Origin of the sequence: Roseovarius sp. SK2, assembly GCF_028807495.1 — a bacterium.
In the GTDB taxonomy this organism is placed as follows: domain Bacteria; phylum Pseudomonadota; class Alphaproteobacteria; order Rhodobacterales; family Rhodobacteraceae; genus Roseovarius; species Roseovarius confluentis.
Window position 1 is genome coordinate 50,552 of record NZ_JARAMK010000002.1, and the last position, 19,017, is coordinate 69,568.

Sequence of the window (19,017 nt, forward strand, 5' to 3'; positions counted from 1 at the left end):
CCCCAATGGTGGGTTTGAAACCCACCCTACAAATCTGGCGTAGGGTGGGGTTTCACCCCACCGCACATCAATACCGCAGCACCCGCCCCCCCGGGCTGACCACGTACTTGGTGACCGACGAAAACCCCGGCGGCGTTTTCTCGGCCAGAACCTGGTAGGGCCGCTCGGGCAGGATGATGCTGCGCTCCATCCGCGTTGCCCCGGTCTCCGCCCCCTGCCCCGAAAACGGGTCCAGCGCGAAGACCTCGCGCTCCACCGTCCCGAACCAGCCCGCGCGCTCCTCGATCACGCGCTCACTTTCCAGCACCTCGTCCGTCCAAGCCAGCGCCCAGTCCTGCCCAACGGGTGCGTCAGCCTGCGCCAACACCTCGCGCAGCGGCCCGCTCTGGCGGGTGAAGGCGTCGCTGTACATCGGTCCGACGTGAAACCGCCGCATCCTCTTAGGATGCAAATCGTCGAAACTCTCGTCGAACCCCTTGGCGATGGTCAGCAGTTTCAGACCGCCCAAGCTCTGCGCCATCAGATGCGCCTGCACCTCCGGCCAGCGCCGCTCGTCCTTGCCCAGTGGCGCGCGGCCGGTATCCTCGACCTCCATCAAGTAGATCGTCGGCAGGTTCACCTGGCTGTCATAGACCGCCCAATGCAACAGGTAGCGCCGCCGCTCGTCCAGCCCGCTCACCCATTGGATCTGCGGATCGTTCTGCGCCCAGAAAAGGTGTCCGCGCAGCATTTCCTCGTAATAAAGCCGCTGGGAGAGCGCGAATTGCAGCCGCGTCGGGATCGTCCGTTCCGAGATGATCTGCTCGACCATCTCGCGCTTCAGCGTTTCTGTATCCGGCATCCCGTCCAGGTGCCGCCGCGCCTGCGCCGCGTCGTTGGCCATCACCATCAGTTCCGAGAACATGGGAAAACCGCTTTCCTCCACGTCCATCGCCAGAGAGCCGAAAAACTGACCGGTATCGCGCCCGACCAGCAGGTATTTCATGCTCAGCGCCTTGAACGTATAGGCGATCCCCTGAACATAGGTGGTCAGGACCTCGACCTCCTGCTTGCCAAGATTACCTTCGGCCTGCATCACGGCGGCCACGCGATTCAGATGCGCCGTGATCCGCTCGAACTTGGCGAAGTAGCGCCGCGACGCGAAGAGGTCGGTCAGCGCAGCGCGGTCAGATGTCAGGGCGTCGGCGGTCATTCACCTCCCCCGCCACCGTCACCCGACCCACCAGCTCCGTCACTATCAAAGCTGGAGTAGCCCGCATCGCCAGACCCGGCGCCGGGCTTCACGAAGGCCCAGACCGCCAGAACGATCATCCCGATGATGCCATAGGCCATCATCTCGTCATGTCCCAACCTGTAGCTACACAGTGCCATGCCACCCGACACCACGATGCCGAAAAGTAAAACCAGGCCGGATATACGCTCTTTGGACATCGCACTCACGACCCGTTGCCACCTTCGCGGCGCGACCGGCTGATCAGCAACAGACCCGCAACGCCGAAACCCACACCGACAAGGTTCACCCAGGCCGGCACGGTAAAGACAAACGACACCACGAGGCAGACGACCGACAGAACAATGGCAAGCGTTCCCAGCCCCATGCCTTAGCCGCCATACGCGTTGGCGTCGTGCTTCTCGATGATCTTGGAGAACCGCCGCGCGAACCGCTCGTCCGCCTTGGCCTTGGCCTCCAGCACCTCGCGGGCAAAGACCATGTGATCTTCGTGCGCCTCCAGCATGTCGGCCATCTTCTGGTTGGTGGCCGCGCCGATCCCGGCCATGGCGCTCTGCGCCTCCTGGTCGGTCTGCACGCCGATCTCGTTGATCCGGTGTGCCACATCCTGCTGCTGCGCGGTTTTCAACGACTTGGTCAGCGCATCATACAGCACGACACGTTGTTTCGTGTCGGTCTGCAATTTGTTGATCAGCACCATCTGCGTCGCCGCCTGGTTCTGGAGGCTGTCGACCCAGGTCTTGCCCTTCTCGATATACCGCTCCAGCGTCTGACTTTTGGCCAGCTTGACCTGCTCCTGCTGCACCATCTCGTTATACTTGGCGTTCATCTCGGCAAGCTCGCTTTCCAGCTTGGTGCGTGCCGCCGCGTCGGTCTCGTTGGCGATCTTGTTTTCCAGCTCGATGATCTTGGGGTCCATTCCTTGGATATCCGCGCGCAGCGTCTCCAGTTCGCCAACGGTCGCCTCGCGCTCGTCCAGCGTCTCGGTCAGGTTCGTCTCCACCTTCACCTTGTGCTCTTCCAGCGTGCGCAACTGGCCTTCCAGCAATTGCACGATGATGTCGGATTTCGAGATCAAGTCCTGCAGCTTGTCGTCGATGCTGGCGGTGCGAATGCGGTCCTGGCGCATGCTGTCGGCCTTGTGCCGGCTGAAAATGCCGACAAAACTTTCCCAGCCCGTCTTGTTGCGCATCTCGTCGAAATCGCGCGAGAACCCTGCCGTCACGTCGTCCAGCCCCATGATCAGCTCGGCGATGTTTGCGTTCATCGTCTCGGTATGCGCGTGCACCTCGTCCAGCGTCGCGTTCTCGATATCGAGGCTCGCATCCTCGCCGCCCTTGATCTTGGACCGCGCGGTTTCGATCTTGCTGGTCAGTTCGGCAATCTTCGCCTGCGCTGATGCGACCTGTTCCTGACTTTCGCGCACCTGCGCGTCCAAATTCGCCATCACCGTTCCCTTTCAAGTAAAGTTAATTACCTTAACATCAATATAGGTACGCCATGGCTGATTTGAAGGCGCGCCCGCTCTTTAGGGTTTTCGCAAAACCTTTGGCGCGGAGCAAGAAAGACGTGCGTGCTCAGGGCATCAAAACCTCTTTCCGCCCGAACGCACCCGCCGCTGTGTCCAGATCATCGTAGAGAATTTCGATCTCGACGCTGTCGACCGACCCGGGCGGAAACGTCCGGTAGAGGACCGTTTCGCTCGTGATGGCGTTGGGTGTCGCAGTCTCTAGCTGACAGGGTGGCATTTCCCAGGTTTCCAGTGGCCCGCCATTCACGCCGACACGCATCTGGTGCATCCCGCAGCGCCAGCTCAGCAAATGCGTCAGGTAAAGCCAATCCTGACCATCGTATTCTCGCACCGCGACCCAATTGCCGCGCGTCGCCTCGACGATGGGCTTGATCTCGGTCGCGGTGGTGAACTTGCCCGTGGGCGTCTGATCCTCGGCTTCGAAAGCGCTCGAAGACGGTGCCTCCGCCGATCCCGTCGAAGCCATTTCCTGCCCGCCGGGCTGCCCGCCCAGCGCCACGGCCAGGCCAATGAAAAACCAGTCGATCATCCGAAAATATCTTTCCTTTCAAAAATCTGCGCAACTGCCTCTCGCGCAACCGCACCGCACCGCCTATACTGCCCCGAAAGGGCAGTTCAGGCAGGCGTGACCGGATTATGGCCGCGACAAAAGCGAAAAACCAAGCGTTCAATATCGTGGTTGTCGGCCATGCCGGGCGGCTTCAATTCGAGGCCGTGCTCTTCGCCGCCTCCCTGCGCGCCCGCAGCCCCGGATTTTCCGGCCGCCTATTCGTGGCCGAGCCTCAGCCAGGCCCTCTGTGGAAGAACGACCCGACCATGCGCGGCGACATCCGCGCCCTGCTGGAAAGCTACGGCGTCGAGATCGTTCCCTTCGAGACGAAGCATTTCGGCCACGCCTATCCCTACGGCAACAAGATCGAATGCCTGACCGCCCTGCCCAAGGACGAGCCGTTCGTGTTCTTCGACACCGACACTCTGATCACCGGCGACCTCTCCCGCGTGCCCTTCGATTTCGACCGCCCCACCGCCTCCCTGAAACGCGAAGGCACATGGCCCGAAATCCAGCTCTACGGTCCCGGCTACACCCAAACGTGGAAGTCGCTCTACGACAAGTTCGGGCTTGATTTCGAATCGTCGCTCGACACGTCGCTGCCCGACGAATACTGGCGCCGCTACCTTTATTTCAACGCCGGCTTCTTCTTCTACAAATGCCCGCATGTCTTCGGTCAGCGCTTCCTCGACTACGCGCTGGCGATCCGCGACGACCCGCCCCCCGAACTGGTCTGCCAGTCTCTCGACCCCTGGCTCGACCAGGTGGCGCTACCGCTCGTCATTCATTCCCTCGGCGGCGGTCGCGACACGCTGCCCGCCGGTTTGCTCGACGGCGAGGTGTCGTGCCATTACCGCCTGCTGCCGCTGCTCTACGCCCGCGAGAACGATGATGTCGTCACCCTGCTGGAAGAGATCAGCGCCCCCAACCCGGTCAAGAAACTGCTCAAGAACCACGACGCCATCAAGTTCATGATCTACCACGGCCGCGGCCACAAGGTGCGCGACCTCTTCGACCGCGAGAACATGCCCCGCAAGGAGCAGGCAATCCGAAACACCATTCGCCGCAACGGCTTCTGGATGCGCTGATGCCCCTCGGCCACGCCCCCGGTCTGACCCGCATCGCCCAAGTCTTCGGCCCGTCCGATGCGATGCTGGTGGTCGCCGCACTCGAGGGCGCAGGCTTCCGCGTCTTCGTGCCGGGCTTCCACACGCTTTCCAATGTGCAATATCTGTCAGTGGCCCTTGGCGGAGTGCCGGTCATGGTCGAGGCCTCGCGCGCCATCGAGGCCGCGGCCTTTCTCGATGCGCTCGAAACCGAGCAGGTCGAATTGCTCGATCCCGACACATTCGACCTCACACCCGAGGACGACCTGCCGCCCCCCCGCCCGCGCAGCCTCTTGCGACGCATCGTCGAAAGCGCTTTCTACCTGCTCACCGGCACCGCGCCCGCGCTAAGGGGCCGTTACGGGCGCACCCCCCGGGGCTAAAGCGTTTCGCCTTTGACCTGAGCCATCAGCGAAAGGCGAAACGCGTGCAACGATTGGCCGTTGTGCCGCGTTTCGCGATAAGTTGTGATCCAAGTTTATCGCAAAACGCTTTAGCCACGCCCCGGCTTTTTCTTGCCGTAAATACTCAATCCGTCCTAGGCCCCAATATTCGGCACCGGCCTTTTTCGCCCCGTCAGCGGCTGTGCCCGCATGGGCAGGCCACCCCCGGCCCGGACGCAATACGCTTGTCCTGCGTCCCGCCATCGCTTACCCAAATGACAAACGCCATAAGGGAGGCTTTCCATGTCCGACGACGACCGCATCCACCAGTTCGGCTTCGACACACTGCAAATCCACGCCGGCGCCCGGCCCGACCCGGCCACAGGCGCGCGCCAGACGCCGATCTACCAGTCGACCGCCTACGTGTTCCGCGACGCCGAACATGCCGCCGCCCTGTTCAACCTTCAGGAAGTCGGCTTCATCTATTCCCGCCTGACCAACCCCACCGTGGCCGTGCTTCAGGAACGCGTCGCCACGCTCGAGGGAGGCGCCGGCGCCGTCTGCTGTTCATCGGGGCACGCCGCCCAGATCATGGCGCTTTTCCCGCTAATGGGTCCGGGCAAGAACGTGGTCGTCTCCACCCGCCTCTACGGCGGTTCGGTCACGCAGTTCAGCCAGACCATCAAGCGCTTCGGCTGGTCGGCCAAGTTCGTCGATATCGACGACATGGACGCCATCAAGGCGGCCATCGACGATGACACCCGCGCCGTCTTCTGCGAATCCATCGCCAACCCGGGCGGCCACATCGCCGACCTGCGCGCCGTGGCCGACGTCGCCGATGCCGCCGGCTTGCCGCTGATCGTCGACAACACGTCGGCCACGCCGTACCTCTGCCGCCCGATCGAACATGGCGCGACGCTGGTCGTGCATTCCATGACCAAGTTCCTTACCGGCAACGGCACCGTCACCGGCGGCGTCGTGGTGGATTCCGGCACGTTCGACTGGTCCGCCTCCGACAAGTTCCCGTCCCTCTCGGAACCCGAACCCGCCTATCACGGCCTGAAGTTCCACGAGACCTTCGGCCCGCTCGCCTTCACCTTCCACGGCATCGCCATCGGCCTGCGCGATCTCGGCATGACGCTGAACCCGCAAGCCGCGCACTACACCCTGATGGGGATCGAGACGCTGTCCCTGCGCATGCAGAAACACGTCGAGAACGCCGAAACCGTCGCCGCCTGGCTGGAAAAGCACGACGCGGTCGAGGCGGTCACCTATGCCGGGCTCAAATCCTCGCCCTATCACAAGCGCGTCAAGACCGTCTGCCCCAAGGGCGCGGGCGGGCTTTTCACCGTCGCGTTGAAATCGGGCTACGAGGGCTGCGTCAAATTGGTGGACAATCTCGAGCTCTTCAGTCACGTCGCCAACCTCGGCGACACCCGCTCGCTCATCATCCACTCGGCCTCCACCACCCACCGCCAGCTGACCCCGGAACAGCAGACGGCGGCCGGGGCGGCGCCCAACGTGGTGCGTATCTCGATCGGCTGCGAGGATGCGGACGACATCATCGCAGATCTGGAACAGGCTCTGGCCAAGGCCAGCGCCTGACCGCCGGGGGTCTCCGCCGATCGCGAAATTCGTGATCGGTGTTTGCCTTTCCCTCGGCGGTAAGCTGCTGTAGAATCCAACGGCGGCAGGGGGAGCCCCCTGCCGGGTCCGTGGTGCCAGAGCGTTGTAAATGAAACCGAATTTTGCCCTGACCCTGTCCTTTGAAGGCATCAGCCTTCTGCATCGTGCCTTCCCCGGCTGGCACATGGTGGGTGAGGTCAGCCTCGACAACACGGACCTGACCGGCGCGCTCTCGGACCTCCGCCAGCGAGCGGAAGACCTCGACAGCAATCCTATCCGCTCCAAGCTGGTCGTCCCCAACGACCAGATACGCTTTATTCAGTTCGACTCGGAAGGGCTCGAAGCGGACGAGATCGCCTCTGCCGTACACCGCGCGCTCAACGGGGCGACACCCTACGCGGTCGATGATCTGGCCTATGACTGGTCGATCTCCGCCGGGCAAGTGCATGTCGCCGCCGTCGCCCGCGAAACCCTGACCGAGGCCGAGGCCTTCGCCACCGAACACGGTTTCAACCCGCTTTGTTTCGTCGCTGTCCCCGAGGGCCGCGATTTCGTTGGCGAGCCATGGTTTGGCGAGACAAAAGCCGCGCCCTCCCTTCTGCCCGAAGGCGGGCGCATCGACCGCGACACCGCCGCGATCCGCGTCATCGGCATCGCTCCCATGCCCGCCGCAACGGCGGACGCCGCACCCGAGGCTGACCTCGAAGGCGCGCCCGAAGCCGGCGCATCGCCCGATCCGGAGGTGCCGCCAACGCCACGGCCCGAGGTACCGCCTGCGCCACAGCCGGACCTTCCGCCACAGCCCGAACCCGAGGTTCCGCCCGTACCCGGCACGCCCCCCGCGCCGGACCCCGAGATCGAGCCCGACACCGATCCGGTGCCTGACATCCCGCCCGAACCGACGCCGACACCGGACCCGGACATTCCCCCAAGCCCCACACCAGGGCTTGGCGACGAGGATGCTGTCACACAGGCCAGCCCCAAGGACACTGGCCCTGAAACGCAGAACGAAGGTGCCGAGGCTGTCGCGGAAAAGCCCGCCGACCCGCCCGCGCCCGATGCCGCGCCAGCCGTCGCCTTCAGCTCGATCCGCGCCCGGCGCGACGAGCTGCCCACGGTACCGCGCCGCCTGACCGGTGCAACACGCGATGCCGCGACCGCGTCCCACGAAACACCACCCAGCGAGGCGCCCCGCGCCGAACCCACGCTTACCGCGGCACCGCCCCCGACCGCCGACACCGCCGCGGCCAAGGTAACCGGCAGGCCTCAGGACGCGCTGCCGGCGGACGCCGCCGCGCGAATCGGCGCATCGCTGCGTCCCTCCGGCGACAGCCGTCTCGCCCCGGCGGATGACGACCTGCCTCAGGACGACGGAGTGGCGGCCGCGCCTGTCCCCGATGACCCTGACGATGGCGCCGACATTCCCCCGCCGCCGGCCTTCATGGCCGACCGCACCGACCCGGCGCTTCTCGACCTTCCCGATGATACGCCCAATGCCCCCCTCGCGGCACCCGCAGTTGCGAGGTCGTCCCCCTCCGCCGCGCCGCCCTCCGGCCCGCTCTCTTTCTTCTCCCGCCGAAAGGCCCCCAAGCCCGACAAGCGTCAAGCCGCGCGCACCGCCACGCGGCCCACTCCCGAGGCCCAGCGCGAGCAGGAACGCCAACGCATGACCGTCTTCGGCGCGCGCAAATCCGCCTCCGTCGGGGGCAAGCCGCGCTTCCTCGGTCTGATCCTCACCGCCGTTCTGCTGATCTTCCTCGTAGGTGTGGCCGCCTGGGCCTCGATCTTCCTCGAAGACGGCATTTCTCGTGTCTTGCGCGGCGATCCCGATCCCCAGGAACAGATCGCCGCCACCCCCGACGCCGAACTGCCGCCCGGCGACACCGCCACCGCGCCCGAAACCGAGGCCGAAGAGGACGGCGAAAGCGTTCTCGCCGCCTTGCCCGGCGTCACCTCCGACGGCGCAGAGCCAACCCGCGCCGACCCACAGCCAGAGCCAAGCCCGGCCGAACTGACCGATCAGCAGGCCCGCACCCGCTACGCCGTCACCGGCATCTGGCAACGCGCCCCGGACGCGCCCTCCGATCCCGGAGCACAAACGCTCGACGATTTCTACCTTACCTCGATCGATCCGAAAGTCGTCGAACAGGACGCCGTCGCCCTGCCCGCCCCCGAAAGCCTGCGCGGCGACACACGCCCCGACACCCCCGCCGATCCGGCCGCCGCCGACACCATGTTCACCATGGACACGCGCGGCCTCGTTCAGCCAACCCCCGAAGGCGCAACGAGCCCCGACGGCGTGTTGGTCTATGCCGGTCAACCCGCGCTCGTGCCCCCTGACCGCCCGGCAGAAACCCTTGCTCAGCCGGGCGAGGACCCGGCCGAGGCCGCCGCGCGCATCGAAGCGCTTGAACGCATCGCCGCGCTGCGTCCCCGCGTCCGCCCCGGCGACCTTGCCGAAACCAATCAGCGCGAAACGCTCGGCGGTCGCACCCGGGACGAGCTTGCCTCCCTGCGCCCCCGCCTGCGCCCTCAAAGCGCCCAGCAATTGGCAGAACAGGCCGCCGCCTCCACTGCCGCCGAAGCAGCTGCGGCGGCCACGTCAGAGGCAGTCTCGCCCGACCCCGAGGCGGTCAACGCCGCGGTCCAGGCCGCTGCCGCGGTTCCCGCCCCCGACCCCGACCCCTTTGCCGGGGCGACGGCCCAGGCGGTCAAGGTGTCGGTCAAGCCCAACGTCCGTCCCCGCAACTTCGACCGCATCGTCCAGCGCAGCAAGCGCCTTGCCGAACAGCAAGAAGCCCGCACCGCCGCCGCTGCCGTGCCCCGCAATCAGCGCATTTCGCCCAGCGGCCCGACGCCGACCACGGTCGCCCGCGCCGCGACTGAAAAGAACGCGCTGCGTATGCGCCGGGTCAACCTGATCGGCGTCTACGGCAGCAACTCCAACCGCCGCGCCCTCGTGCGGCTGGCGAATGGCAGCTACAAGAAGGTCAAGGTCGGCGACCGGCTCGACGGCGGGCGCGTCGCCGCCATCGGAACCAGCGAACTGCGCTACGTGAAATCTGGGCGCTCGGTCACGCTCACCATGCCGCGCGGCTGACCCCGTCCCCGACTGACAGTCGCATAGTTGGTTTGCCCGAAAAGCAAGGCACACCCGCTATTTTATATACTCTGAACATCGGCAAAAGGCGCACCGAATGGACCAGTGGCTGAAAAAACAGCGGCCACGTTCCGATCCAGTGCCAAGCCGTTTGCACAAGTGTCACCCGCAACGCATACTCTGACCGTGGCGGCGCGTCGCCCCACTCCCGAAAACTTCGCAGGAGTCCCATGGAAGGGTTTTTCTTTCAGGCCACCGTTTTCCTCGCCGCCGCCGTGATCGCGGTGCCGCTCGCCGCCCGGCTGGGGCTGGGCTCGGTTCTTGGCTATCTCGCCGCCGGTATCGCCATCGGCCACATTCCCGGCCTCCTGGGCGGTCACGACGCCGAGGAATTGCAGCATTTCGCCGAGTTCGGCGTGGTCATGATGCTCTTCATCATCGGGCTGGAGCTGGAACCCAAAGCGCTCTGGGACATGCGGCACAAGCTGATCGGACTGGGGGGGCTTCAGATCACGCTGACCACTGCAGCGGTGATGCTTGGCTGCATGGCGCTCGGCGTGGTGTGGTCCGTGGCGCTGGCCATCGGCATGGTCTTCGCGCTGTCCTCGACCGCCATCGTTCTGCAAACCCTGTCGGAAAAGGGCCTTATGCAAACCGGCGGCGGGCGATCGACCTTCTCTGTTCTGCTGACACAGGACATCGCCGTCATCCCGATGCTGGCTTTGCTGCCGCTTCTGGCCCTGCCCAAGACGCCGGACATGATCTTGGGCGAAACCCTGCAACGGCTGGCTGACGAGGGCCACACCGCCGAGGGCGACCACGGAGGCGCGCCGGTCCAGGTTGCGCAGTCCATGATTGACAGCCTGCCCGCATGGGGCGTGACCCTTCTGACACTGGGCGCGGTCGCCGGCATCATCATCTTCGGCGTCTACGCCACCCGCCCGGTGTTTCGTTTCATCCATCACGCCCGCCTGCGCGAAATGTATACCGCGCTGGCGCTGTTGATCGTCGTGGGCATCGCTTTCGTGATGAACCTCGTGGGTCTCTCACCCGCTCTCGGCGCTTTCCTCGCGGGCGTCGTCCTTGCCTCGTCCGAGTTCCGGCACGAGCTGGAAAGCGATATCGAGCCTTTCAAGGGCCTGCTTCTGGGCCTCTTCTTCATCACCGTGGGCGCGGGCATCAACTTCTCGATCCTCTTCGCCTCGTTCTTCACGATCATGGGGCTGGCCTTTGCCATCATCCTGATCAAGGGCAGCATCCTCTACGGGCTGGGCCGGATCTTCGGCCTTAAGGGGCGCAACCTCTGGCTCTTCACGCTGGGCCTTGCCCAGGCAGGCGAGTTCGGCTTCGTGCTGATCAATTTCTCGGGTCAGAACAACGTGATCCCGCCCGAACTGCGCGAGACGCTGCTGCTGGTCATCGCCATTTCCATGTTGATCACGCCGCTGCTCTTCATTCTCTACGATTACCTGGCCCCCCGCATGATCGATCCGTCCGAGGCCCAGGAACCCGACGAGATCGACGCAAAAGGCCCGGTGATCATCGCCGGCATCGGCCGCTTCGGGCAGGTGGTCAACCGCATGGTCCGCTCCTCGGGGTTCGAGACGGTCGTTCTCGATCACGACCTTGCCGCGATCCAGCGGATGCGCCGCTTCGGCATCAAGGGCTTTCTGGGCGATCCCGGCCGGCCCGACCTGCTGCACGCGGCTGGTCTTGCCGATGCCAAGGTGCTCGTGGCCGCGCTCGACGACGCGGACGCCACCACCCGCCTCGTGGCCTTTGCCCGGCGCGAGCGGCCCGACCTGCATATCGTGGCCCGCGCCCGCGACCGCACCCACGTCTTCCGCCTTTACAAGGCCGGCGCAGACGACATCGTGCGGGAACTTTTCGACAGCTCCCTCCGGGCCGGGCGCTATGTGCTGGAAAACATGGGGCTCACGGAGTTCGAGGCAGCAGAGTTGCAAAAGACCTTCTACCACCACGACCGCGACTCTGTCCGCGACCTCGCCGCCTTGTGGGACCCCAACATTCCAACCATCCAGAACGGCGCCTATATCAAGCGCGCCAAGGAGTTGGAGGCGGAATTGCAGACCATGCTTCTGTCACAGCTCGAGGAGAAGGCCGCAGACGACATTTCGGACGACCGCAAGGAAGCATAGGCTGGCGTTTTACCTGCGCATACATGGTCATCAAATGCGATCCCGGACTTGATCCGGGATCTCTCCGATCAGCGCAGAAACGAAAAGGCCGCACCCTTCGGCACGGCCTTTCCCTTCAATTTCCGATCCGTATCAGGCCGCGCGCGAGATCAAGACCTCGTCGACTTCCTTGGCCGCCTGCACCTCGTCGCCACCGCTGACGGCGGCCACTTCGCGGGTCAGACGCTCCAGCGCCGCCTCGTACAACTGGCGCTCGGAATAGCTCTGCTCGCGCTGGTCGTCCGTGCGATGCAGGTCGCGCACCACCTCGGCAATCGCGATCAGGTCGCCCGAATTGATCTTCTGTTCGTATTCCTGCGCCCGGCGCGACCACATCGCCTTTTTCACCTTGGCCTTGCCTTTCAGCGTGGTCATCGCCTTCGACACCACGTCGGGGCTCGACAGGCTGCGCATGCCGATTTCGGTCGCCTTGTGGGTCGGAACCCGTAGCGTCATCTTGTCCTTCTCGAACGAGATCACGAACAGTTCCAGTTCGATCCCGGCGATATCCTGCTTCTCGATCGACATGATCTGGCCAACGCCGTGCGCAGGGTACACAACGTAATCGTCAGGGCGAAACTCGGACTTCTTCGATTTGCTCATTCAGGTTTTCCTCGCAAGCTTCCCAGTTCAAACTTGGCGGAGCATCTCCCGGGGCGGCGGGCCATCAGGGTCTGGCGTCAAGCACAAAGAAATCCACCTCCCATGCGTCAGCGCGGGCAGATGGATAATATATGGGCGGTGTCTACATTTGTAACGATAGTGTATCACAAAAAACGGGCCACAGAAAGCGGCCTCTACGCATCAGGCTGATTACACCTTAAACGTCAGGGTGTTACAGCGATCTCTTCAGGCAAAACATGAGGCCCTGATCGTTTGATCAAACGAATCGGTTTAATCTGAACGAAGCGCCTTCAGCCGCCTTCGCCCGGCGCTTCCGAGAAGTACTTCTCCAGCTTGCCCTCTTCCCCGTCGCGCTCGTCCGCCTCCGGCAGCGGATCCTTCTTGGTTACGATCACCGGCCACATTTCAGAGTATTTGCGGTTGAACTCCACCCATTTCTCCATGTCTGGCTCGGTGTCGGGACGGATCGCGTCTGCCGGGCATTCAGGCTCGCACACGCCACAGTCGATGCATTCGTCGGGGTGGATCACCAGCATGTTCTCACCCTCGTAGAAACAATCCACGGGGCACACCTCGACGCAGTCGGTGTATTTGCACGCGATGCAACTGTCATTGACGATATAGGTCATCTTTCGCCCCGGTCCTGATCTGTTCAGGGTCACGTAATCCAGTCCGGCGGATCATTCAAGCGCCAGACGCGCAATCGCGGCTCACGAACGCGTTTCACGATCCATCTTGCGTCGGTCCTTTTTCGTCGGGCGCCCCTTGCCCTCGTATCGCGGGGTGTGCGGCTCGGCCAACCTGTCCCGGGGCTTTGGCGGGTCAAGGTCGTCATACAGCGCCTGCGCCTCGGGCGCAGGGCCTCTGCGTTCGCCCACCGCAAGGATGCGGATCACGCGGATGTCGTACTCTTTCGGGAAGGTCAGAACATCCCCGGGCCGCACCGACGCAGACGCCTTGGACACCCTTTGCGCGTTGACCCGCACATGCCCGCCGGTCACCAATTTCGTGGCCAGGCTGCGGGTCTTGAAAAACCGCGCATGCCACAGCCACTTGTCCAGCCGGATCTTCGGCTGGCCCGGATCGCTCATGCGTCGCTCATGTCAGGACTTGTCCTTCAGCCCCATAAGGGCCGCTGCGAACGGGTTGTCGGGGTCGATCTTGTCTTTCTTCGCGGGCTTGGAAGAAAAGCTCTTGGCCCCCTCTTCACGGCGCGGCTTGCCCTTGGGTTTACCGCCTTTGGGACGGGGCTTGCCGCCCTGCGGTTTACCGCGGCCCTCGCCCCGGGGTTTCGCCGCGCGCCCGGCCCATGTGAAGGTGTAAAAGACCTCCATCTCGGTCTCGTCCTTGGCAGCGTCCGGCACCTCGCCCAACGGCACTTCGGTTTCGGACACCTCGGGAATATCCGCCTCGACTTCCGGGTCTTCGGGCGGCACTTCCGTCACCGGCGCCAGCCCGTCCTCGGGAATTTGCTCGACAGCATCCTCCGCCGTGTCCGCCTCCTCCGCGGCGCCGGCCTCGGACGGCTCCGGCGCGTCGTCCAGCGCCGCATCCACCGGCTTGACCTTTTCACGCTCGCCCTGCTCCGCCTTGTAACCAAGGCCCTGCATCAGGTCGGCGAATTGCTCCAGCGTCATGCCGGTGATCGACAGCATGTCGGCGTTGGCCTCAAAGCCACCCCGACTGTCCTCGGAGCGCAGCATGTCAGCCAACCGCTCCAACATGTCGATACGGATCGCCCGTTCACCGGCAGCGCGGTAGCCCGACATCGAATGATATCCGCCCGGCGCGCTGGTGCCCGCGGGCACCGTCACCAGCCCCGGCGGCGGCGCCTCGGGGAATTCCTGCAGCCCCATTTTCAACGACCAAAGCACCAGCCGCAGGCGCGTCGGCGCGGGTTTCAGCAGAACCGGCATGAAAATCGTGAACTGGCCAAAGCGCACACCGTGCTTGCGCAGTTGCCCACGGGCATCCTGATCCAGCGCCTTGACCTCGTCGGCCACCTCGCCGCGCGGGATGATCCCGAAATTCTCCACCAATTGGAACCCGAAGCCGCGCGCCAGCCCTGTCAGCTCCTCGTCGCGTTGAATGTTCAGCAACGGCTCGAACAGCGTCGCCACCTTGCGGTCGATGAAATGCTGCAACCGGCGCTGCACCTTCTGCATCACCTCGGGCCCGGCGGTGTCGTCCACGAACGCCTCGACCTGTGGCTTCAACGGATCGGCACCCGCCACCAACTTGCCCACGGCGCTTTCGCCCCACATCAGGCCGCCTTGTTCGGTGAAATCGATCTCGGTGTCGGGCGCGTTGTAGAACTTGTCCGCCCGCAGATGGAAATGCGGCGCCAGCGCCTGAAGGCTGGCCTGCGCGACCGCCTTGGCCTCCTGTCCGCCCGCCGTCTTGTCCTGGCGGAACCGGAACCCTTCCAACCGTCCGACGAATTCGCCTTCGACGGTCACTTCACCTTTGTCATTCACTTCGGCCACGATGGCGTCCTTCTGCTTGAGCCGGCGCATCAGCACGCTGGTGCGCCGGTCCACAAATCTTTGCGTCAGCGCGTCATGCAACGCGTCCGACAGGCGGTCTTCTACAGCGCGGGTCGTTCCGCGCCAATGGTTTTCGTCCCCGACCCAGCCCTTTCGCTGGGCAACATAGGTCCATGTGCGGATATATGCCAAACGCTTGGAGAGCGTGTCGATATCCCCGTCCGTCCGGTCGATCCGCGCCACGTGCCCGGCCAGCCACTCCTCGCTGACGCGGCCATGTTCATGCAGGTCACTGAATATACGCTCGAGCAGCCCCGCATGTTCCGCGTGGCTGATCCCGCGAAAATCCGGCACCCGGCACACATCCCACAAAAGCCGCACCGACGCCCCGTCGCTGGCCCGCGCGGCAATCTCGGCATCTTCGGCCAGCGTGCGCAGCACGACAAGGTCATCCGCCTCACGGGCGCGGGCCAGCCAGTCATCCTCGGGCTTTTGCTCCAGCGAGGCGATCAACGCGTCGACCGACCCGAATTGCAGCGCCGCGTTGCGCCATTCCAGCTTGCGAATGGGGGTAAAGCGATGATCCATGATCGCCTGTGCCATGTCGTCCGGCAGCTCCGGTGCCTCGCCCGTCACCCCGAACGTGCCACTGGTCATGCCCCGCCCCGCGCGCCCGGCGATCTGGCCCAGTTCATTGGGAGCAAGATTGCGCATCCGCCGCCCGTCGAACTTCGTCAGGGACGAGAACGCGACGTGGTTGATATCCAGATTCAGCCCCATCCCGATGGCATCGGTGGCCACCAGGTAATCCACGTCGCCATTCTGATAGAGATCCACCTGCGCATTGCGTGTCCGGGGGCTCAGCGCGCCCATCACGACCGCCGCACCGCCCTTCTGACGGCGCAAGAGTTCGGCGAAAGCATATACATTTTCAACTGAGAACCCCACGATAGCCGAGCGTGCGGGCATCTTACTTATCTTTTTCGAACCTGTGTAGGTCAGTTGGGACATTCGCTCGCGTCCGACGAATTCCACCCCCGGCACCAGCGCCGAAATCGCGCCGCGCATGGTATGCGCGCCCAGAAACTGCGTCTCTTTCTGCCCCCGCATCCGCAGCAGGCGGTCAGTGAACACATGCCCCCGTTCGGGATCGGCACATAGCTGGATTTCGTCCACCGCGACGAAATCCGCACCCATCCCCTCGGGCATCGCCTCGACCGTACAGACCCAGTATTGCGTCCGCGGCGGCACGATCCGTTCCTCGCCGGTGACCAGCGCCACCACCGACGGGCCGCGCACCGCGACGATCTTGTCATAGACCTCCCGCGCCAGAAGGCGCAGCGGCAACCCGATCACGCCGGTGCGATAGCCCAGCATCCGTTCAATCGCGAAATGGGTCTTCCCGGTATTCGTCGGGCCCAGGACCGCCAGGATCCTCGACTGCTCGCCCATGGGCTTTGCCCCTTGTCGTCTCGTGCTTACAGGTCCCGGCCGCCGATTTCGCGTTCGACCAACGGCAAGACCTGTTCCACGTCTTGATGATGCGGATGCAACGCCAGCACAAGGTCGAATGCCTGCTTGGCCTTCTCATAGTTCTCGACGTGGTAAAGGATCCCGCCAAGGCTTGCGATGGCGTTGTAATGTCGCGGGTTCAGCGTCAGCGCCCGTTCGATGTCGGCCAGCGCGGGCCCGAACTTCTCGGCATCAGCATAGGCCATCGCCCGCATGTGGAACCCTTCGGCGAAATCCGGCGCATGATCGGTCAGCGCCGTGAAATGCTCGATCGCCGCCTTGGTGTCGCCCGCCTCCAATGCATCGCGCCCCCGTTTTAGCAGCAGGTCCGCCGTGGCAGAGCCCGACCGCGTCCAGGCCAGCTCGATTTCCTTGGATATTCGGTTGGCCTCCTGTGGCTCGGCCTCTTTCAACTGCTCGAAAAGCGGGTCGAGCGCCGAATCCTGCGCCGCTGCGGGTAAGGAAAACATGACTAACGGCAAAACTGCCGCGACGATATATTTGGAAAGTCGGTTCATAACGCCCATAACGTACCCAGTTTAGCGCGCATGGCCGGGAATCAAAGCCCCCGGTCGATCAAATCTGGAGGAACTGACATGAGCGACGTAACGAAATCCGCGGTCGAGGCCCTGTCCGCCAAGATGAATGGCAGCTTCGACGGCAGCGCCAAGTTCGTGATCGAGAACGAGGGCTCCATCGTGATCGACGAATCCGGCGTGCGTGAAGGCAATGACGAAACCGACGTCACCATGACCGCCGACGCCGACACGTTCCAGTCCATCCTCGAAGGCGATCTCGACCCGACCGCCGCCTTCATGTCCGGCAAGCTGTCGGTCGACGGCGACATGGGCACCGCGATGAAACTCGGCTCGGTCCTGTCGTAACCCCCATGTTGACGGACGCGCCCTTCTTCTCCGATATTGCCGATGGCCCCGACGGTGGCCGCGCCTTCTGGTGCGACACTGCCGACGGGGTGCGCATCCGGCTCGGGCTCTGGCGTCCGCAGGACGATACGGGCGAAAGCGCAGGCACGCTCCTGCTCTTTCCCGGTCGTACCGAGTATATCGAGAAATACGGCCGCACCGTCCGGCAATTCGCCGCCGCGGGCCTGACCACGCTGCTCGTCGACTGGCGCGGTCAGGGCTTGGCCGACCGTCTGATCGAAGACAAGATGTCGGGCCACGTCCTGCATTTCGACGACTACCAGCACGACGTCGCCGCCATGGTTGACGCCGCGCAAAAGCTCGACTTGCCGAAACCGTGGTTCGTTCTGGGCCATTCCATGGGCGGCGGCATCGCGCTCAAATCGGTGATGGACGGCCTGCCGGTGGCCGGCGCGTCCTTTTCCGCGCCGATGTGGGGCATCCGTATCTCGGCTGCGCTGCGCCCGGTTGCCTGGTCACTGGGATGGAGCAGCCGCAGCGTGGGCTTCGACCACGTCTACGCCCCCGGGACCTCGCCCCAAAGCTACGTGCTGGTCGAACCGTTCGAGAAGAACCGCCTGACCACCGACGTCGAAAGCTACCAGCACATGATCGCCCAGGTTACCGCGCACCCGGAACTGACCATCGGTGGCCCGTCCCTGCGCTGGCTCTACGAATCGCTGATGGGCACGCGCCAGATGTGGCGCCGCCCGTCCCCCGACCTGCCCTGCCTGTGCCTGCTTGGGTCGGACGAGGATATCGTCGACGTCTCCCGCGTTCATGACCGCATGTCACGCTGGCCCGGCGGCGAACTGGAAATCGCCGAAGATGCCCGTCACGAGGTACTTCAGGAAGCGCCACAGATCCGCGACGCCCTTATCGGCAAGCTGATCGACTTCTACGCGAGCGTCAGGGATCGGCACGCACCGTCTGGCGCTGACGCCCAAGCCCCCGGATCTCCAACTCCATCACGTCGCCAGGCTTGAGGTAACGCTTGGGGTTGCGCCCCATCCCCACCCCCGGCGGCGTGCCGGTGGCGATGACGTCTCCGGGCTCCAGCCGCATGACCTCACTCAGATGCGCGATGATCTGCGCCACTGTGAAAATCATCGTCGAAGTGTTGCCGAACTGCATCCGCTCCCCGCTCACATCCGCGGACATATCAAGGCTTTGCACGTTGCCCACCGCGTCCGGCGTCACCAGCCACGGCCCGATCGGCCCGAACGTGTCGCAACTCTTGCCCTTGGTCCACTGCCCGCTGCGCTCGGTCTGGAAATGCCGCTCGGACACATCGTTGACGATCGTATAGCCCGCGACGTAATCCAGCGCCTCAGCCTCGCTCACGTATTTCGCCTCGCGCCCGATCACCACGCCAAGCTCCACTTCCCAATCCGCATGGGTCGATCCGCGCGGCAGCACCACATCGTCATCCGGTCCCACGATGCTGGAAGTGGCTTTCATGAAGACAACCGGCTCGGCCGGCGGCTCGATCCCGATCTCCGCGGCATGATCGCTGTAATTCAACCCGATACCGATCAGCTTGCCGATTCCCGCAACCGGCGGCCCCAGCCGTGGCGTCCCGTCCACCAGCGGCAGCTTTTCGGGGTCCAGCTTCGGCAACGCTCCCAGCGCGGCACCGGAAATCTCGGCCATCACGCCGCTCAGGTCCCGCACCCGCCCTTCGGCGTCCAGCATTCCGGGCTGTTCCCGCCCAGGTGCCCCGTATCTCACGAACCGCATTCTTCGT

Annotated in this window: 18 protein-coding genes; 7 read left to right on the forward strand and 11 right to left on the reverse strand. The window is 64.2% G+C overall.

Annotated features, from left to right (window positions below; translation table 11 throughout):
* Positions 1 to 67 precede the first annotated feature (67 nt).
* The 5 genes from PVV74_RS04545 to PVV74_RS04565 form a co-directional block, all read right to left on the reverse strand.
* Positions 68 to 1,192 carry a hypothetical protein gene (locus PVV74_RS04545; protein WP_103762425.1) on the reverse strand — a complete coding sequence of 375 codons (1,125 nt, stop codon included), beginning with the start codon at positions 1,190 to 1,192 and terminating at the stop codon, positions 68 to 70.
* Positions 1,189 to 1,440 (reverse strand): hypothetical protein, encoded by a 252-nt coding sequence (locus PVV74_RS04550; protein WP_274592405.1) that lies wholly within the window; start codon positions 1,438 to 1,440, stop codon positions 1,189 to 1,191. Before PVV74_RS04550 ends, PVV74_RS04545 begins: the two co-directional genes overlap by 4 nt.
* On the reverse strand, positions 1,437 to 1,598 hold the full coding sequence (locus PVV74_RS04555; protein WP_274592406.1) for a hypothetical protein: 162 nt from the start codon (positions 1,596 to 1,598) through the stop codon (positions 1,437 to 1,439). Before PVV74_RS04555 ends, PVV74_RS04550 begins: the two co-directional genes overlap by 4 nt.
* A 3-nt stretch (positions 1,599 to 1,601) precedes the next feature.
* Positions 1,602 to 2,678 carry a hypothetical protein gene (locus PVV74_RS04560; RefSeq protein WP_274592407.1) on the reverse strand — a complete coding sequence of 359 codons (1,077 nt, stop codon included), beginning with the start codon at positions 2,676 to 2,678 and terminating at the stop codon, positions 1,602 to 1,604.
* 130 nt (positions 2,679 to 2,808) lie between these two features.
* Positions 2,809 to 3,291 carry a hypothetical protein gene (locus PVV74_RS04565; protein WP_103762422.1) on the reverse strand — a complete coding sequence of 161 codons (483 nt, stop codon included), beginning with the start codon at positions 3,289 to 3,291 and terminating at the stop codon, positions 2,809 to 2,811.
* Between the two features lie 107 nt (positions 3,292 to 3,398).
* Between PVV74_RS04565 and PVV74_RS04570 the strand changes: the two genes are divergently transcribed.
* From PVV74_RS04570 to PVV74_RS04590, 5 genes are all read left to right on the forward strand, one after another.
* On the forward strand, positions 3,399 to 4,400 hold the full coding sequence (locus PVV74_RS04570) for a hypothetical protein (RefSeq protein WP_274592408.1): 1,002 nt from the start codon (positions 3,399 to 3,401) through the stop codon (positions 4,398 to 4,400).
* Positions 4,400 to 4,801, forward strand: coding sequence for a hypothetical protein (locus PVV74_RS04575; RefSeq protein WP_103762420.1), 402 nt, complete (start codon positions 4,400 to 4,402; stop codon positions 4,799 to 4,801). Before PVV74_RS04570 ends, PVV74_RS04575 begins: the two co-directional genes overlap by 1 nt.
* A 303-nt stretch (positions 4,802 to 5,104) precedes the next feature.
* Positions 5,105 to 6,406 carry an O-acetylhomoserine aminocarboxypropyltransferase/cysteine synthase family protein gene (locus tag PVV74_RS04580; protein ID WP_103762419.1) on the forward strand — a complete coding sequence of 434 codons (1,302 nt, stop codon included), beginning with the start codon at positions 5,105 to 5,107 and terminating at the stop codon, positions 6,404 to 6,406.
* Positions 6,407 to 6,536: 130 nt separating this feature from the next.
* Entirely contained in the window at positions 6,537 to 9,527 is a 2,991-nt protein-coding gene (locus tag PVV74_RS04585; RefSeq protein WP_274592409.1) for a hypothetical protein, read from the forward strand.
* A 230-nt stretch (positions 9,528 to 9,757) separates the two neighbouring features.
* Positions 9,758 to 11,686 carry a cation:proton antiporter domain-containing protein gene (locus PVV74_RS04590; protein ID WP_274592410.1) on the forward strand — a complete coding sequence of 643 codons (1,929 nt, stop codon included), beginning with the start codon at positions 9,758 to 9,760 and terminating at the stop codon, positions 11,684 to 11,686.
* 132 nt (positions 11,687 to 11,818) lie between these two features.
* Here PVV74_RS04590 and PVV74_RS04595 read toward each other — a convergent pair whose 3' ends face one another.
* From PVV74_RS04595 to PVV74_RS04615, 5 genes are all read right to left on the reverse strand, one after another.
* A complete protein-coding gene (locus PVV74_RS04595; protein WP_103762416.1) occupies positions 11,819 to 12,328 on the reverse strand; it encodes a CarD family transcriptional regulator in 510 nt (169 codons plus the stop codon).
* Between the two features lie 311 nt (positions 12,329 to 12,639).
* Entirely contained in the window at positions 12,640 to 12,978 is a 339-nt protein-coding gene (gene fdxA, locus PVV74_RS04600) for a ferredoxin FdxA (RefSeq protein WP_103762415.1), read from the reverse strand.
* An 81-nt stretch (positions 12,979 to 13,059) separates the two neighbouring features.
* Positions 13,060 to 13,440 carry an RNA-binding S4 domain-containing protein gene (locus tag PVV74_RS04605; protein WP_274592411.1) on the reverse strand — a complete coding sequence of 127 codons (381 nt, stop codon included), beginning with the start codon at positions 13,438 to 13,440 and terminating at the stop codon, positions 13,060 to 13,062.
* Between the two features lie 12 nt (positions 13,441 to 13,452).
* Positions 13,453 to 16,287, reverse strand: a complete 2,835-nt coding sequence (locus PVV74_RS04610) for a helicase-related protein (RefSeq protein WP_274592412.1) — start codon at positions 16,285 to 16,287, stop codon at positions 13,453 to 13,455.
* 26 nt (positions 16,288 to 16,313) lie between these two features.
* Positions 16,314 to 16,817 (reverse strand): tetratricopeptide repeat protein, encoded by a 504-nt coding sequence (locus PVV74_RS04615; RefSeq protein ID WP_245890433.1) that lies wholly within the window; start codon positions 16,815 to 16,817, stop codon positions 16,314 to 16,316.
* Between the two features lie 126 nt (positions 16,818 to 16,943).
* Between PVV74_RS04615 and PVV74_RS04620 the strand changes: the two genes are divergently transcribed.
* Positions 16,944 to 17,231, forward strand: coding sequence for an SCP2 sterol-binding domain-containing protein (locus PVV74_RS04620; protein ID WP_057792812.1), 288 nt, complete (start codon positions 16,944 to 16,946; stop codon positions 17,229 to 17,231).
* Positions 17,232 to 17,236: 5 nt separating this feature from the next.
* Positions 17,237 to 18,256: an alpha/beta hydrolase gene (locus PVV74_RS04625; RefSeq protein WP_338020417.1), complete on the forward strand. Its 1,020-nt coding sequence runs from the start codon at positions 17,237 to 17,239 to the stop codon at positions 18,254 to 18,256.
* Here the strand turns inward: PVV74_RS04625 and PVV74_RS04630 are convergent.
* Positions 18,180 to 19,010, reverse strand: coding sequence for a fumarylacetoacetate hydrolase family protein (locus tag PVV74_RS04630; protein ID WP_274592413.1), 831 nt, complete (start codon positions 19,008 to 19,010; stop codon positions 18,180 to 18,182). The two genes, PVV74_RS04625 and PVV74_RS04630, sit on opposite strands and share 77 nt — an antisense overlap.
* Between the last annotated feature and the right edge of the window lie 7 nt (positions 19,011 to 19,017).